Source organism: Sphingomonas sp. (genome assembly GCF_048595155.1).
Classification (GTDB): Bacteria; Pseudomonadota; Alphaproteobacteria; order Sphingomonadales; family Sphingomonadaceae; genus Sphingomonas_I.
Map to the genome: position 1 here is coordinate 56,568 of NZ_JBMDXN010000047.1, position 13,430 is coordinate 69,997.

The 13,430-nt window shown below is 63.9% G+C and carries 10 protein-coding genes and 1 tRNA gene; 3 read left to right on the plus strand and 8 right to left on the minus strand.

The window, feature by feature from the left end; translation table 11 throughout:
- Positions 1-127: 127 nt before the first annotated feature.
- The 3 genes from ACOJSI_RS07540 to ACOJSI_RS07550 form a co-directional block, all read right to left on the minus strand.
- Positions 128-2,476, minus strand: a complete 2,349-nt coding sequence (locus ACOJSI_RS07540; RefSeq protein ID WP_420137651.1) for a glycosyl hydrolase family 95 catalytic domain-containing protein — start codon at positions 2,474-2,476, stop codon at positions 128-130.
- A gap of 11 nt (positions 2,477-2,487) precedes the next feature.
- Entirely contained in the window at positions 2,488-4,050 is a 1,563-nt protein-coding gene (locus ACOJSI_RS07545; protein ID WP_420137652.1) for an alpha-N-arabinofuranosidase, read from the minus strand.
- 198 nt (positions 4,051-4,248) lie between these two features.
- The gene (locus ACOJSI_RS07550) at positions 4,249-7,260 is read right to left on the minus strand and encodes a TonB-dependent receptor (protein WP_420137653.1); all 3,012 of its coding nucleotides are present in this window, start codon (positions 7,258-7,260) and stop codon (positions 4,249-4,251) included.
- Between ACOJSI_RS07550 and ACOJSI_RS07555 the strand changes: the two genes are divergently transcribed.
- The gene (locus tag ACOJSI_RS07555) at positions 7,247-7,573 is read left to right on the plus strand and encodes a hypothetical protein (RefSeq protein ID WP_420137654.1); all 327 of its coding nucleotides are present in this window, start codon (positions 7,247-7,249) and stop codon (positions 7,571-7,573) included. The genes ACOJSI_RS07550 and ACOJSI_RS07555 overlap by 14 nt on opposite strands.
- A gap of 192 nt (positions 7,574-7,765) precedes the next feature.
- Here the strand turns inward: ACOJSI_RS07555 and ACOJSI_RS07560 are convergent.
- Positions 7,766-7,839: transfer RNA gene (locus ACOJSI_RS07560), tRNA-Gln, on the minus strand.
- Between the two features lie 154 nt (positions 7,840-7,993).
- Between ACOJSI_RS07560 and ACOJSI_RS07565 the strand changes: the two genes are divergently transcribed.
- The gene (locus ACOJSI_RS07565) at positions 7,994-9,055 is read left to right on the plus strand and encodes a Ppx/GppA phosphatase family protein (RefSeq protein ID WP_420137655.1); all 1,062 of its coding nucleotides are present in this window, start codon (positions 7,994-7,996) and stop codon (positions 9,053-9,055) included.
- Complete coding sequence (locus tag ACOJSI_RS07570) at positions 9,052-9,738, plus strand: RlmE family RNA methyltransferase (RefSeq protein ID WP_420137656.1); 687 nt, start codon at positions 9,052-9,054, stop codon at positions 9,736-9,738. Before ACOJSI_RS07565 ends, ACOJSI_RS07570 begins: the two co-directional genes overlap by 4 nt.
- Positions 9,739-9,972: 234 nt before the next feature.
- On the opposite strand, the gene ACOJSI_RS07575 is transcribed toward ACOJSI_RS07570, so the two are convergent.
- From ACOJSI_RS07575 to ACOJSI_RS07590, 4 genes are read right to left on the minus strand one after another with little or no spacing between them, the layout of a single operon-like run.
- Positions 9,973-10,392: a secondary thiamine-phosphate synthase enzyme YjbQ gene (locus ACOJSI_RS07575; RefSeq protein ID WP_420137657.1), complete on the minus strand. Its 420-nt coding sequence runs from the start codon at positions 10,390-10,392 to the stop codon at positions 9,973-9,975.
- Positions 10,393-10,394: 2 nt separating this feature from the next.
- Positions 10,395-11,438 carry a sensor histidine kinase gene (locus tag ACOJSI_RS07580; RefSeq protein WP_420137658.1) on the minus strand — a complete coding sequence of 348 codons (1,044 nt, stop codon included), beginning with the start codon at positions 11,436-11,438 and terminating at the stop codon, positions 10,395-10,397.
- Complete coding sequence (locus ACOJSI_RS07585; RefSeq protein WP_420137659.1) at positions 11,438-11,884, minus strand: response regulator; 447 nt, start codon at positions 11,882-11,884, stop codon at positions 11,438-11,440. Before ACOJSI_RS07585 ends, ACOJSI_RS07580 begins: the two co-directional genes overlap by 1 nt.
- Positions 11,881-13,392 (minus strand): sensor histidine kinase, encoded by a 1,512-nt coding sequence (locus ACOJSI_RS07590; RefSeq protein ID WP_420137660.1) that lies wholly within the window; start codon positions 13,390-13,392, stop codon positions 11,881-11,883. Before ACOJSI_RS07590 ends, ACOJSI_RS07585 begins: the two co-directional genes overlap by 4 nt.
- Between the last annotated feature and the right edge of the window lie 38 nt (positions 13,393-13,430).

Genomic DNA, 13,430 nt, shown 5'->3' on the forward strand with positions numbered 1-13,430 from the left:
CCCACACCGCCATTACACCGTCATGCTGAACTTGTTTCAGCATCCATCTCACCGCAAGGTCCGCGCTGGTGGAGAGATGGACCCTGAAACAAGTTCAGGGTGACGGGTGTGCCGAGAAGGCAGCGGTTCAGCTGGCGCGGAAATCCTTGGTGGACAAGCGGGTCGGATGTCCGGCCCGCAGCCGGACCTTGATGCGCCTGTCGGCCAGCCGGACGATGCGTTCGCCGGCCACTGCCGAGGTCAGCGTCACAGCCGCCAATGTGCCGTCGCGCCAGGCAAGATCGACCTGGCAGGTGCCGCGCGCCTGCAGGCCCGTCACCGAACCCGTCGGCCAGGCGGACGGCAGCGCAGGCAGCAGCAAGATCTCGTCGCCGCGGCTCTGCATCAGCATCTCGGCGATAGCGCGCGTGCCACCGAAATTGCCGTCGATCTGGAAGGGTGGATGCGCGTCGAACATGTTGGGGTAGGTGCGCTCCGGCCCAAGCAGGAAGCGCAGGATGCGATGGGCATGTTCGCCGTCGCGCAAACGCGCCCACAGATTGGCGCGCCACGCCGTCGCCCAGCCGGTCGATTCGTCCCCGCGTATCTCCAGCGAACGCTGCGCCGCACGCGCCAGCGCGGGCGTGTCGTCCAGGTTGATCTGATCGCTTGGGAACAGCGCGAACAGGTGGGATACATGGCGGTGGTGCGGATCGGGCGCTTCGGCATCCCAATCCTCCTGCCATTCCTGCAATTGGCCCTGCTTGCCGATCTTGTCCGGCGCCAGCCGCGCGCGCGTCGCCTGAAGTTGTCCTGCAAATTCGGCATCGACGCCCAGGATTGCCGCGGCCTGCATCGTCACCGCGAACAGATCGCGCAGGATCTGCTGGTCCATCGCCGGCCCGGCGCAGATCGAGGCGCCATGCGGATGGATGTTTTCCGGCGAGAGCGACGGGCTCGTGATCAGCAGGCCCGACTTCGGATCGGTCTGCAAGACATCGAGGAAGAACAAGGCCGCGCCTTGCAGATAGGGGTAGATGGACCGCAGATAGGCGGCGTCGCGCCCATAATCATAGCGTTCCCACAGATGGAGGCACAGCCAGGCGCCCCCCATCGGCCATAGCCCATATTGCGCGCCGTCGATCGGCGCGGTCGCACGCCACAAATCGGTATTGTGATGGGCCACCCATCCGCGCGCGCCATACATTTCCCGCGCCGTCCGGGCGCCGGAAATGGCCAGGTCGCGCACCAGCGCGATCAGCGGCGGCAGGCATTCCGCCAGGCCGGTCGGCTCGGCGGGCCAATAATTCATCTCGGTATTGATGTTGATCGTATATTTCGATCCCCAGGGCGGCTTGATCGACTCGTTCCACAGGCCCTGCAGATTGGCGGGCTGGCCGCCGGCGCGCGAACTGCCGATCAGCAGATAGCGGCCATAATCGAAATAGAGTGCCGCCAGCGCGGGATCGTTGGCGCCTTCGCTCGTGCGGATGCGGATGTCGGTCGGCTGATCCGCTGCCGGCGTATGGCCCAGGTCCAGGCGCACGCGCCGGAACAGGCGGCGATGTTCTGCGGTCGCGGCCGCCGCGATGATGCGGAAACCCTTGGCCGCCGCCGCGTCGATCTGCCCTCTCACGATAGGGTCCGGATCGATGCTGGTATCGTCGAACCAGCGATAGCTTGTCGCCATCGCGATCAGGATCGTCACGGCGTTCACGCCACGCGCGCGCAGCCGGTCGCCGTCGGCAGTGATCGTTCCGCCCTCGGCCATCGCACGAGCCTGCGCCGCAAAGCGCAGCACACCGGGCACGCCATGCTCGGTCGGGCCCACACCGGTCATCATCAGGCGATCGCCGGTGGCCTGGGTGGTCGCGCGCTGGAGCGAGGTCAGCCGAAGATCGACGTCCAGCGCGCGCGGGCGATCGGCGCTGATGCGGATCGCGATGACCTGATCGATCGGGGACGCCAGCACCTCACGGCGATAGGTAATGCCCCCGCTGCTGAACTGCGTACTGGCGACGGCCGCATCCAGATCGAGCGCGCGCTGATAGGATTGCACCTGCGCCGGATCGACACGCGGCAAATCGATCAGCAGATCGCCGATCGGCTGGTAGGACATCTGGCTGAGCGGCTTTGCCATCACCTTGGCATTGGCCAGCGCTTCGGCCTCGGCAAACCGGCCTGCGGCGATCAGGCGGCGCACCTCGGGCAGGGCGGCACGCGCGTCCGGATTGACTGGATTATAGGGGCTACCGCCCCAGAAGCTGCTTTCGTTCAGCTGCAGCCGCTCTTGCTGACTGCCGCCAAATACCATCGCGCCGATCCGGCCATTGCCGACCGGCAGCGCCTCAACCCACGCTTTGGCGGGCTGGCGATACCATAAACGTTGTGGGTTGTCGGCGGCGGCCCGCCCAATCGCAGGCGTGGAACAGGCCAGCCCCGCTGCGGCGACGGACCCTTCCAAAAGGGTCCGTCGGGTGACGCGGGGCTGGGCCATTCGCCTGATCCTTAACGCAGATCCAGCACAACCACCGATTTCGGCGGCAGCGATACGCTCAACGTGCCGCCATTGACCTGTGCCCCGGTGAAAGGCTGCGGCACCACCGTGTTGGGCTGATCGAAGCTGTTATGCGCATCCATCGTCGCACCCGTCAGGATGCGGCCGGCGACGCTGCTCGCCTGCACCCCGGTCAGCGTCATGCTGACGGGCATGGCGCGGTTCGGATCGGCATTGACCAGACCGATATGAACCTGGCCCGCCGTATCGCGCACCGCCGACACGCTCACCGCCGGCGCGACATATTGATCCTTATTATACCAGGGCGACGACAGGTCCGTCGGCAGCACGGTCGCGTCCTGCCATGGCTTGTACATGTCGTAGACCCAGTAAGTCGGCGTCTTCACCATGCGCGGCCCGTCGGTCAGCAGCATCGCCTGCAGCACGTTCACCATCTGCGCGATGGCGGTGAGCTTCACCCGATCGGCATGATGCGCGAAGATGTTGAGGTTGAGCCCGGCGACGACCGCGTCGCGGATGCTGTTCTGCTGAACCAGGAAGCCGGGGTTGCTGCCCGGCGCGGGCGCGAACCAGGTGCCCCATTCGTCGACCGCCAGCCACTTGGTCTTGGCCGGATCATATTTGTCCATCACCGCCGAATGTTTGGTGATGAGCTCTTCCATCTTGATCGTGCGGGCGATGGTTTCAGCCCACTCGACCTCGCTGAAACCCAGCGCCTGCTTCTTGGCGTTGAAGCCGCCGGGGATGGTGTAATAATGGAGCGAATAGCCATCGATATATTTGCCGGCGACGCGCATCATCGTGTCGGTCCAGGCGACGTCATCTTCCAGCCCGCCGCTGGCGATCTTGATCATCTTGCCGTTGCCGGATTTGGCGAACTGGGCGTAGCGGTTGGTGACGTCGGCCGCATAATCAGCGCGCATATTGCCGCCGCAGCCCCACAGCTCATTGCCGATGCCGAGATATTCGACCTTCCACGGCGCCGCATGGCCATTGGCCGCGCGCTCCTTGGCGAGCGTCGATCCGTTGGGCGAGGTCATATATTCGACCCACTGCGCGCCCTCGCTCGGCGGTGCGCTGCCGACGTTGAGCGAGACATAGGTTTCCGCGCCCAGCTTCTCGACGAAGCCCATGAATTCATGTGTGCCGAACGCATTGTCTTCGTTCACGCCACCCCAGTTCGTGTTGATCTTGACGGGGCGCTTGTTGCGCGGCCCGATGCCGTCGCGCCAATGATATTCGTCGCCGAAACAGCCGCCGGGCCAACGCACCAGCGGCACCTTGATGTCGCGCAACGCTTGTAGCACGTCCTTGCGATAGCCGTGATCGTTGGGGATGGACGATTTCTCGCCGACCCAAATGCCCTCATAGATGCCGTGGCCGAGATGCTCGGCGAATTGGCCGAACACCTGGCGGTACAGGCGCGGGCCGGGCGTATCGCCGCGCACGGTGACGGTGGCCTGCGGCGTTTCGCCTTGCGCCAGTGCGGGCGTGACCGGCGCAGCCAACAGACCGAGCACAACCAGAGCCGATGACATGAACCCGCGCCGCATCCTGATCCCCTTTAGCGATTTTCGTCTGGATTATTATGTCGGAGTATAAGTGGGCCCGGGTGCGGTCAACACTTGGCCGGGCTGTTTTCGCCAATTTGGCTTTTACAACAGCAATGTGGCCGATGCCGTGCCTGCCGCGATGCGCCGGGCATGGCCGGAAGGTGGGGCGCCAGCGAACCGGCGCCCCGAAGGTGACGTCTAGAATTTCAGATGCGCGCCCACGGTGAAGCGCCGGCCATAGGAATAGACGTCCAGCAGCTGGTTCTTGAAGCGACCGTGCGTGCTGTAAGTCGAATTGTTGATGTTCAGCGCCTCCGCGAACACGCTGATGTGCGGATTGATGTCGTAGCTGGTGCTGAGATCGACCTGTACTTGCGAATTCACGAAAGTCGGCTCGGCACCGAATGCGCTGGTATTCTGGTTCTGCCCGAACCGAAGCAGATATTCGTCGCGCCAGTTGACGGCCGCCCGGAACTGGAAGCCGTTCTTGTCATAGAAGCCCACGAAGTTGGCCGAATTGGCCAAGCCCGTGACCGCGAAGCCGCTGGTCGAGATGTCGTTGCGATCATACGGCTTGTTGGTATCAACGAAAGTCGCGTTGGCGTTGAAGCCGAAGCCGCTGTCACCGAACACATGCTGCCACGCCAGTTCGACGCCGCGGACCGTGGCCGAGGGGCCGTTGACCCGCGCCGAAACGCTGAACACGGCGGCCTGGCCCGTGCTGGGATCGACAACGCCGTTGATCGTCTGGCGCGTCACACCCGCGACGATGAAGTTCGACACGTTCTTGATGAACCCATCGACCGCGAAATAGGAGTTGCGCTTGTAATACCATTCGGCCGCAAGATCGTAATTGTCCGAAAGGTAAGGCTGCAGCAGCGGATTTCCGCCGCTTGCCGTCAGCGCGCCGACACGTTGGCCGCTGCCGACATCCAGCACCGGATTGAGCGTATTGAGCGCCGGCCGGGTCAGGGTGCGCGAGGCATCGAAGCGGAGGGTCAGTTTGTCCGTCGCTTCCAGCTTCAGGTCCACGCTCGGCAGCAGATAATGATAGTTGGACTTGGTCGTGATCGATTGGGTGGGCGTATAGGTCGCCACCGTCAGCAAGGTCGGGTCGCCCGAATTCTGGATGATCGTCAGCGGCAGGCGCCCGAAACCGCTGGACGAAAGGTTGGTGCTTTCACGCCGCAGGCCGGCATTGAAGTGGAACGGCATGCCGGCGATTTCGGCGGTATAATTGACGCGCAGGAATGCGGCCCAGGTCTTTTCATGGATCGTCTGGATGCCGCCGATATTGGTGGCCAGATCGAAGTTCCCGGTGAAGTTGGTGCCCACGGTGGGCGCATCATAATTGAAGCCTGGGATATTCTGCTGCTGTGGATTGCCGAGGCCGGACAGATAGGCCTGGTAAGCCCGCGGATCATATTTCAGCAGCGCCGGCGGCAGGTTCCCGGAGAAGCCGGGAATGAAATTGTTCAGCCCGATCGTTCCCTGGAACAGGCTGGCCGGCAGCATGACGCCGGTGGTGCGGCCGGAGGCCGGGCCGTATCCCGAATAAGCCTGCCAGTAATTGTTGGCGAACGTATCGCTGCCTTCCAGATGATATTTGTCATCCAGGTAGGAGCCGCCGACCCGAACACTGAGATTATCCTGATCCCAGGTCGCCTGCAGCTTCGCCTGTTTCACCCGATCGGAATTCTGCTGCAGCTGCCGCACCGTGACGTGCGATCCGATCAGCGATTGATCCAGCCAGCGGCTCTGATCGCCCTGCGGCCCATAGGTGGTGAGCTCGGGGAAAGACTTGTCGCTGTTGCCCGTAATCTTGATGCCCAGCGGGGTGCCGATGGCGCCGCCATAGCCGACGTCGGCATTGTCGCTGGATACGCCCAGGCCGGGATTCTGTTCGCTCTTCGCATAGCTTGCATCGGCTTCCAGATGCAGATGCTCGGTCGCATCCCATTTCAGATTGCCGCCGACCTGGTTGGTACGCAGGATCTGTGTGTTGCGCGTCGCGTTGAAATCGGTCGGTGAGCCGTTCTGGACGAAATTGACCACCGTGCCATTATCGTCGAGCTGCACGTTGCGCAGATCACCGCCGTTGAACCAGATGCCGAACGACGAGATATTGGTGCGCAGCTTCTGGCGCGAATAATTGTCGTCGATGGTCAGCAGCAGATTTTCCGAAGGATGCCATTGCAGGGCGATCCGTCCGTCGATCCGCTCGTCATTCACATAGCTTTGCTCGGCGCCATATTGCTGCTCGAACCAGCTCAGCTGATTCTTGGGCCCGGCAAGGTCGGCCGCCGTGCAGGTCGGCGTCAATTGGCAGGGTGCCAGATAGCCGCCCACCCAGCCTGACACATAAACCCGGTTCGTCTTGGTCTTGTGATTGGTATAAATGCCGTCGACCAGAATACCCAGCGTATCGTCGGCAAAGGTATCGCTGAACAGCAGCCCGCCCGCGCCGGCCGGCTTGTCGGAGCGGGTCTGGTAGGAGCCCGATCCGCTCGCCGCGATGCGCAGCCCGGGATGATCGAACGGCTTGGGGAATTGCACGTTGACGGTTGCGCCGATCGAGTTGCTCGACAGCGAGACGTCCGGGGTCTTGAGCACGTTCAGCTGTCCGACAAAGTCGGATCCGACCGTGCTGAAATCGACCGAGCGGCCGCCGCTGGCGGTCGAAATACGCCGACCGTCGTACAGCGTTTCGTTGAAATCGCCGCTAAAGCCGCGGACGGTGATGCCTGTCGGCTCGCCGCGCGGACCGTCGCGCTGGATCGACACGCCCGGCAGGCGCTGGAGCGAGGCGGCGAGGTTGGAATCGGGGAATTTGCCGATGTCCTCGGCGGAAATGGCATCGACCACGCCCGCGGACGAGCGTTTGATATCCAGGTTGCGCTGCAAGGAGCCGCGCAGGCCGGTCACGACGATCTCTTCCTCGGTCGAGGCCGTGGCGCCCGGCGTGTTGGTCTGCGCGCGGTCGGGCGCGGTCGCCGCGTCCTGCGGCTGGCCCGCTTGTTGCGCGGTGAGATTGCTGGAACTGGGCGTCGCGGGCTGTACCGCCGTGCCGTTCTGCGTGCTGGGATTGTTGGTCGTGTCGGTCTGTGCGGAAACCGGTGCGGCGATCACCAGCGCGATCATGCTGGATGCGCCGGCCAGCATGGCCTTGCGCAAGCATGACGGATGGCGGCCTTGAATGGCGATGCTCATCAATATTCCCCTCTTCCAGGACATTTTGTTTTTAAGTCGGATGAGAAAATCGGATCGCGCCGGCGGCGGGCGCAGCGCTGAGAGCGCTCACATCACTATAGATACAATGGCCGCCATGCGCCGTTGCGCAGCGCTATCCTCTCCTGCCCATGTGCGTCGGTTCATTGACCGTACGTTATCGCTATCATGCGATTTGTCGGTCAATTTGCAGGGAGATGCAAGGGGCATTTGCACCGTTGTGGAAGCGGTAACATTTTTCGACGGGCCCATGGCTGCGGCGCCACATCGGGAGCGCTGGCCGATCAGGCTTTGAACGTCAGAGTGTGTGCGGCACGGCTGGCTGCTCGAACGCCGTAGGTCGCGTTGCGCTTCGCGCTGGTGGCCGACCTGTCTTGGCGCACGCTTTCGTCATTTTCACGAATTGGCGACAGGCCTGCCGCGGCGGCCAACGCACATGCCATTTTTATCGATGATCATGCGGCCATCGACCGACAGCCTCAATCGCTGGATGCCCCGTGAGGATTCGAACCTCAATTAACGGAGTCAGAGTCCGTGGTCTTACCTTTAGACGACAGGGCAGCAGCAGCGGAGGCGGCGAAATAAGCAAGCGGTCGCGCCCTGTCAACGCACCCGATTGATTTGCCGTCCCCTTGCCGCTGAGCGCGGCGCGCACTAGGCAGGATGCAAGTACCGGCGGCCCTGTGCCGATTCCGGAGAATATAAGAGACGGAGAATGGCAGAGCGCGCGCATCAAGCGACGCAGGCGGCCGGCGCATCGCGCCGCGACGCCGCGCCCCCCGCCCGCCCCTCGCGGGCATCGTCGATGCGTGGCACCTATGCCGCGCTGGATCTGGGCACCAATAATTGTCGGCTGCTGATCGCCCGTCCCGCCGGCGACGGGTTCGTCGTCATCGACGCCTTTTCGCGAATCGTCCGGCTGGGCGAGGGATTGGCCGCGACCGGGCGGCTCAGCGACGTGGCCATGGATCGCGCCCTGGCCGCGTTGACCATCTGTTCGGACAAGCTGAAGCGGCGCAACGTCACGCTGGTGCGATCGGTCGCGACGGAGGCCTGCCGCCGTGCTGCTAACGGGCGCGAGTTCGTGGCCCGCGTGCTTGCGGAAACCGGCATCCAGCTGCAGATCATCACCGCCGAGCAGGAGGCGCGGCTGGCGGTAACCGGCTGTCATGCGCTGCTGGAGCCGGGTACCGGCCCTGCCCTGGTGTTCGACATTGGCGGCGGATCGACCGAGCTCGTCCTGCTTGATGGCGAAAGCGCAGGCGCGCCGCATGTCGGCGACTGGTTCTCGGCGCCCTGGGGCGTGGTGTCGCTCAGCGAAAGCGAGCCGCATAGCGGGAATAGCGAAGCGGAGCTCCGCGCAGCCTATGGACGGATGCGGGCACGGGTGGCCGAAGCGTTCGCGCCCTTTGCCGCCACGCTGAAAGCGCGCGGGGTCGCCGATGGCGGACGCTTGCTGGGTACCAGCGGCACGGTGACGACGCTCGCCAGCCTTCATCTGGAGCTGCCCAATTATGACCGCCGCGCGGTCGACGGGCTGATCGTGCCCTCGGGCGCGATGCGCACTCTCAGCCAGCGGCTGGCCGGGATGAGCGTGGCGGAGCGTGCCCGCCTGGCCTGTATCGGCAGCGAGCGCGCCGATCTGGTCGTGGCCGGGTGCGCAATCCTGGAAGGCATATTGGATTTGTGGCCGGCCGAGCGCCTAAGCGTGGCGGACCGGGGCATTCGTGAAGGTATATTAAGGACGTTGATGGCGCACGAGTTCGTCAAACCATGAGCCGCGGTGGATCAGGCGGGCGCGTGCGTGTTCGTACCGGGCGGGGCCGCACCGCGGCGTCGACCCGTTGGCTGGAGCGGCAGCTGAACGACCCTTATGTGCGTCGTGCGAAGGCCGAAGGCTATCGCAGCCGGGCCGCCTATAAGCTGCTGGAGCTGGACGAACGCTTCGGCTTCCTCAAGGGCGCCAAGCGCGTGATCGACCTCGGCATCGCGCCCGGCGGCTGGAGCCAGGTGGTACGCCGTCGCTCCGCTACTGCGCGGATCGTCGGGATCGATCTGCTGCCGACCGACCCGATCGAGGATGTCGTCATCCTGCAGATGGACTTCATGGCGGACGAGGCGCCGGCCCGGCTGACCGAGGAATTGGGCGGCAAGGCGGATCTGGTGCTGTCGGACATGGCGGCCAATACGGTCGGCCATCAACAGACCGATCATCTGCGCACGATGGGGTTGGTCGAGGCGGCCGCAGAGTTTGCCGGTGACGTGCTGTCGCCGGGCGGTGCGTTCGTGGCGAAGGTGCTGGCGGGTGGTGCGGACAGCGCGCTGGTGGCGACGCTGAAGCGGATGTTCACGGCGGTGAAGCATGCCAAGCCGCCGGCGAGCCGCAAGGATTCGTCCGAATGGTATGTGATCGCACAGGGCTTCAAGGGCCAGGCGCCCAAGGAAGAGGCAGAGGACTGAGAAAGCCTGATCCGCCCGGGCGGGACGGATTGCTACGAATGCCTCTCTCGCTTCCCACGTCGCCCCAGCGGAGGCTGGGGCCCATGGCGCTGGCCCCGCATGCTGTCGATGAGGCTGCCGGCCGCTATCGCGAACTTACTTCCTGGCCGAACGGCATGGGGCGAGGTCTGTGGATGCCAGCCATCGCTGGCATGACGGGGGAATGGGAAGGATTGGGCTGTACGGCGATCGCCCTTATTCGCCGATCAGGTGCATCACGACGCTGCGCCGGTGGGCGTGGCGACGATGTTCGAACAGGTAGATGCCCTGCCACGTGCCGAGCGCGAGGCGGCCCTGGACGAGCGGGATTCCGAGCGACACTTGCGTGAGCGCGGTCTTGAGGTGGGCGGGCATGTCGTCCGGCCCCTCATCGTCATGCGCATAGAGACTGCGATCTTCGGGCGCGAGGCGGCTGAAGAAGGCGAGGATATCGTCCTGGACCTCGGGCGCGGCATTTTCCTGGATCAGCAGGGAGGCCGACGTGTGCCGACAGAACAGGGTAAGCAGGCCGTTCGCCATATCCTGGTTGGCGACCCAGCGGCTGACCTCGTGCGTGAATTCGTACAGTCCTGCGCCGGCGCTCGCGATCTCGATCGTGCCGGTGGCTTGGCGCATGGTCAGGCCGCTGCGGCGACCAGGGTCGCGCGCACGCCGGCATGACCCGGATCATAATCGATCGCGGCCTTGAGCGTCGCTGCCATGGCGCTCACCAGCTTGGAGCCGAGCCCGGTCCCCTTGATCGACCCGTCCTTGGGCAGGCCACAGCCGTCATCTTCCACCTGCAGGACGAACCGGTCGCCTTCGGAACGCAGCTGCACGCGCACTTCGCCCGTATCGGTCGATCCATAGGCATATTTGCAGGCGTTGGAGACGAGTTCGTTGACGATCACCCCGACGGCCACCGCCTTGTCCGTGCCGAGCTCCAGTGGCTCGGCCGACAGCGTCAGCGCGCGTGGCGCTTCCGGGGTCGACCAGGTGTCGCCAATTTCCTCCAGCAGGGAGGCGAGATATTCGACCATGTCGACTTTATTGACGGAATGGCCGGTATAAAGACGGCGATGGACCTGCGCGATCGCGCCGATGCGGCGCTGCGTGTCGGCCAAGGCGGTCTTGGCCTCCTCGTTGCCGACGCTACGCGCCTGCATGTGAACGAAGGCGGAGACGAGTTGGAGGCTGTTGGCGACGCGGTGGTTGACCTCCGTCAGCATCGCCTGCAGCCGCTCGTTGCTCTGCCGCAATTGCTCCTCGGTCTGCTCTTTCTCCGCCTGCATGCGCACGCGGGTCAGGCCCTGGTCGATAGCCCGGGTGAGCAGGTCGAAAAACTCTTCGCCGACGGTCTTTACGACATAGTCGATCGCGCCCGCCTTCAACGCCGCCACCGCGACCCGGCTTTCTTCCGATCCGGTGACGTAGATCACCGGCGGCGGGGAGGGCAGCTTTTGCAGCTGCTGCAGCGTGGTCAGCCCGTCCTGCCCCGGCATATAATGATCGACCGCGACGAGATCGTAAGGATGGTCGGCCGCCATGGTGGCGCCTTCCACGCCGCCGGCTGCCGTATCGACGCGAAAGCCGCGCCGCTCCAGCGCGCGCGACACCAGCCGCCGAAGACCGTCGTCATCGTCGATGTAGAGAATGCGAGGGGCGTCTTCGGCCTGCGTCATCAGGATTCGGGCAGGTCCGGCACCTGAATTACCGACAGGAACAGGCCAAGCTGGCGGATCGCGTCCGCAAAGCTCTCATAATTGACCGGCTTGGTGATGTAGACGTTGCAGCCCAGATCGTAGCAGCGCTGGATTTCGACCTTGTCATCGGTGGTGGTGAGCACGACGACAGGCGTCCGCCGGAGCGGGCTCGCGTCTGCCTTGATGCGGGTCAGGATGTCCGTCCCGCTCATATCCGGCAGGTTGAGATCGAGCAGGATCAGCGCCGGTCCGTTATGCGCCGGTCCGTTCGGATCCTCGTAGAGATAGGCCAGTGCAGACGTGCCATCGGTGAAATGATGAATGTCGTTCGAGATACCGGCGCGACGGATATTCTTCTCGATGAGGCGGGCATGCCCCTCATCGTCCTCGATCATGATGATGTTGACCGGCTGTTGATTGTTCATGCCACTGCTTTCTGGTCGTCCACATAGTGGATGGGCAGGTTGATGCGGAAGGCCGCACCCTTACCCAATTCTGATTCCACGCTAATTGTCCCGCCGAGGCGATAGGCCAATGCGCGCGTATGCGCGAGCCCGATTCCCTCGCCGGGCTGATCCTGTTTGCCGGAACGGCGGAACAGGTCGAAGATACGCTCATGATCCTTCGGATCGATGCCGCGGCCATTGTCGATGATGGCGAAGGTCGCGCGCGGACCGTTGCGTTGACCGCGTATCTCGATCCGGCCGGGCCGGCTGGGATCGAGATATTTGATCGCATTCTCGACAATATTGGACATCACCTGCTCGACGGCAAGTCGATCGCTGGTCAGGCCGGGCAGTCCCGGTGCGACGCGGACCTCGATGCCCAGCTCGTCGATGCGGTGGCGGAGCGTGCCGACCACGCTGGCCATCAGCGCGTCCATATCGAGCCGTTCGGGCGTGATCGGGCGGCGGCCCTCGCGCGATAGCCGTAGGATGGCGTTGATCAGCCGATCCATCTTTTGGGTGGAGGTGCGGATGAAGCCGATTGCCTCCGGCAGATCCTCGCGCGCGGCCAGCCGATCATCGGCATCGATCATGTCGGGCGCCTGTTCCTCCACCCGGTCCATCATCGTGCTCAAGCGCTTGCTCGCCGCCTCCAGCTCGGCGGTGAAGCCCATGACGTTGACGAGTGGCGAGCGCAAATCGTGGCTGACGATATAGGCAAAGCGCTGGATTTCCTCATTGGCGCGCTGGAGGTCGCCCGTCCGTTCGCGCACCGCATTTTCGAGATTTTCGTTGAGCTTTGTCAGCGCATCGCGCGAACGGGTCAGATCCTTGGTGTAGCGGATGATGACGTAGATCGAGCTGCCCGCCACCACGACCAGCAATACGCCGGAACCGGCCAGGATGACGAAGAAGCGGATCAGTGTCTCCCGCTGCTCCGCATTGCGGATCTTCAGCAGCCGATCCTCCTCGACCAGCATCCGATCGGCCCCGGTGCGGATGGCGCGGATCAAATCCAGACTGGCGCCCTCATTGAAGCTTGCGATCGCCTCATCCCGCTTGCCGGCGCTGACCAGCGCGACCGACTTGCCGAGGGTGTTCATATGCGCTTCGGTAAGCGCGGTGAGCGCCTCGATATTGGCCTGCTGGCGCGGATTGTCGTCGGACAGGCGGCGCATCTCGTCGAGCGCGGGGCCGATCTGATTGGCGGTCTGCGTGAAGGTTCGCGACAGGCCATGCTCTCGCCGCAGCAAATATCCACGCCGGGCCGCCTCTAGCCGCTCCACCAACACGCGGTAGCGAGAGATGGACCGCTCGACCTGATAGGTGTGGTTCACCCAGCGCGTCTGATCCTGATTTTGCAGGATTGCCTGGGTGGCGGCGAAGCCCGCACCCATCAGCGCGAGAAAGCCGAGCGCGAAGGCGACAACAACCAGGCGGTTGAACCAGCGATCCGAAACGATCTTCTGTCTCAGCGAATTCGGCACGTTTATGCCGATAGTTGGATCGACCGGTGATGCAAGTG